The sequence below is a fragment of the Klenkia terrae genome (assembly GCF_900491935.1).
In the GTDB taxonomy this organism is placed as follows: domain Bacteria; phylum Actinomycetota; class Actinomycetes; order Mycobacteriales; family Geodermatophilaceae; genus Klenkia; species Klenkia terrae.
In genome coordinates, this window is record NZ_UEXK01000003.1 from 1 (window position 1) to 2,649 (window position 2,649).

The following is a 2,649-nucleotide window of genomic DNA, read 5'->3' on the forward strand; positions in this document are numbered from 1 at the left end:
AGGCCGGGGGCGCCGGCGGGGGAGCGGACGAAGTCGACCGCGGTGAGCAGGGCGAAGAACGCGGCGAGCAGGACGACGGCGGTCATCGGGGCACCTCCTGGTGTGGTGCCCCCACGATCACCGCCGTCCCTGCGCGCCGGCGGTGCGTCCCCTGTGGGGATCAGGTGAGCTCGACCTTTTCGTTGTCGCCGCCGGAGTAGGGCTCGCCGGTGACCTTGGCCTTGGCGAAGCTCAGCGCGGTGGCGATCCGGCCGCCGGGGGTGTCCCAGTACTCCGCGGAGTCGCCCTCGACCCGGATGAGCACGATCTCGTCGTCGTCCGGGCCGTCGGGGAACCAGGCGGCGACGCCGGAGTTCCACAGCTCCTTCTTCTTGGCCTCGTCGGTGACCACCGCGGCGCGGCCGGTCAGCGAGATCCAGCTGCCGCCGGAGCCGGCCGCCACGTTGACCTGCGGGTCGGCGGTCAGGTGGGTCACCTTGCGGGAGTCGCGGGCGGCGAAGAACCACAGGTCGCCGTCGAACTCGACCTCCTGCAGCGCCATCGGCCGGCTGGTGAGCGTGCCGTCGGCGGCGTGGGTGGTCAGCATGGCGAGCCGCTGGTCGGACAGCAGCTCGGCGACCTTGCGGGTCGAGTCGTCGGTCATGACCTGCGGGTGCCCCCGGACCGGGGGTCGCAACCCAGCCCGGCGCGGGCAAGATGGCCGGCATGCAGACCTCCGCCACGTTCCCCAGCCCCGCCGACGGCCTGGCGATCACCACGACCACCTGGGACGACGTCCCCGGCGAGCCGGTCGGCGTGGTGCAGCTGGTGCACGGGTTGGCCGAGCACGGACCGCGCTACGACCGGTTCGCCCGGACCCTGGTCGCCGCCGGCTTCGTGGTGGTGGCCGCCGACAGCCGCGGGCACGGCTCCTCGGTGTCCGCCGGCGTCCCGCTGGGCAGCTTCGGGGCACCGGGTGCGGCGGGCTTCCTGGCCGACGTCGCCGAGCACGCCCGGGTGGTCGCGGCGACCTACCCCGACCTGCCGCTGTTCGCCTTCGCGCACTCGCTGGGCTCGATGGGCATGCAGAACGTGCTGCTGGACGAACCGGTCCGCTACGCCGGGGTGGTGCTCAGCGGCTCGACCACCCTGGACGGCCTGGGCCAGGTGCTGGCGGGTCTGCCCGCCGACCAGCCGGGGCTGGCCGCCTTCAACGCCGGCTTCGAGCCGCGGACCGGCTTCGAGTGGCTCAGCCGTGACCCGGCCGAGGTCGACGCCTACATGGCCGATCCGCTGTGCGGGTTCCCGACCGAGGACGCGATCATCGGCGGCGTGCTGGCCACCGCCGAGCGCACCGCCGACCCGTCGACGGTCCGGGCCGACCTGCCGCTGCTGCTGGTCTCCGGCGACCGCGACCCGGTGGGCGGCCCCGGCGGCGCGCACGTCACCGCGCTGGCCGACCGGTACCGGGCTGCCGGCGTCACCGACGTGACGCTGTCGCTCTACCCCGGCGCCCGGCACGAGCTGGTCAACGAGACCAACCGCGACGAGGTCACCGCCGACGTCGTGGGATGGCTGACGGCGCACCTCCCGCGCTGAGCCGGTTGCTGGCCCCGCTGCAGCTGCGGGGCCGCACCCTGCCCAGCCGGGTGGTGTTCTGCGCGCACCTGACCGACCTGGCGGTCGACCGGCTGCCCTCGGCCGCGCACACCGCCTACTACGCCGCCCGCGCCGCCGGCGGCGCCGGGCTGGTGATCACCGAGGAGCAGTCGGTCGACCCGGCCGACCAGCCCTACGAGAAGGTGGTCGACGGCACCGACCCGGCCGTGGTGCCCCGGTACCGGGAGATCGCCGACGCGGTCCACGCCCACGGCGGCCTGGTCGCCGCCCAGCTCAACCACAACGGCGGCCAGGGCAGCTCGCTGCACTCCCGGGTGCCGCTGCTGGCGCCGTCCCCCCTGGCCGACCCGCTGTTCGGCGAGGTGCCCCGGCAGGCCACCGCTGCCGACCTGGCCGCGGTCGTGGCCGGCTTCGCCCGGGTCGCCGGGCACGTCCGGGACGGCGGTCTGGACGGCGTCGAGCTGCAGGCCTCGCAGTCCTCCCTGCTGCGCGCCTTCCTCTCCCCGCGGGCCAACCGGCGCACGGACGGCCACGGCCGGGACCGTGACCGGCTGCTGCTCGAGGTGGTCGCCGCCGTCCGCGCCGTCCTGGGGCCAGACCTCCTGCTCGGCGTCCGGCTCGCCGTCCACGAACCGGACGGGACGACGACCGAGGACGCCGTCGCCACCGCGCACCGCCTGGCCGCGACGGGCGCGGTGGACTGGCTGTCCACGACGGTCGGGGTGGCCACCGAGTCGCTGCACCTGGTGGAGCCGTCCATGGCGACGGCCCACGGGTACGCGCTGCCGCTGGCCGCCCGGGTCCGAGCGGCGGGGCTGCCGGTGATCGGCGTCGGCCGGATCACCACCCCTGAGCAGGCCGCGGCCGCGCTGGAGCACTGCGACCTGGTCGGCGTGGTCCGCGGCCAGGTCGCCGATCCCGACTTCGTCGCCCGGGCCCGACGGGGCGAGCCGGTGCGGGCCTGCACCGGCTGCAACGGGTGCGCCGCCGGCATCGGCGCCGGCCTCCCGATGCGCTGCCCCCAGCCCCTGGGCCTCCCTGCACCGGATG

3 protein-coding genes are annotated in these 2,649 nt (G+C 75.7%); 2 read left to right on the top strand and 1 reads right to left on the bottom strand.

Annotation, left to right across the window (positions count from 1 at the left end):
* Positions 1-160: 160 nt before the first annotated feature.
* The gene (locus LFA75_RS00080; RefSeq protein WP_225231747.1) at positions 161-643 is read right to left on the bottom strand and encodes a pyridoxamine 5'-phosphate oxidase family protein; all 483 of its coding nucleotides are present in this window, start codon (positions 641-643) and stop codon (positions 161-163) included.
* 62 nt (positions 644-705) lie between these two features.
* Between LFA75_RS00080 and LFA75_RS00085 the strand changes: the two genes are divergently transcribed.
* Together LFA75_RS00085 and LFA75_RS00090 are read left to right on the top strand one after the other, a co-directional pair.
* Complete coding sequence (locus tag LFA75_RS00085) at positions 706-1,578, top strand: alpha/beta fold hydrolase (protein ID WP_225231748.1); 873 nt, start codon at positions 706-708, stop codon at positions 1,576-1,578.
* A partial coding sequence (locus tag LFA75_RS00090) for an oxidoreductase (protein ID WP_455428446.1) occupies positions 1,551-2,649 on the top strand: 1,099 nt, incomplete at its 3' end. The genes LFA75_RS00085 and LFA75_RS00090, both read left to right, overlap by 28 nt.

Coding starts and splice junctions, on each gene's coding strand:
- LFA75_RS00085 (WP_225231748.1), top strand. CDS start 706: ATGCAGACCTCCGCCACGTTCCCCAGCCCCGCCGACGGCCTGGCGATC.
- LFA75_RS00080 (WP_225231747.1), bottom strand. CDS start 643: ATGACCGACGACTCGACCCGCAAGGTCGCCGAGCTGCTGTCCGACCAG.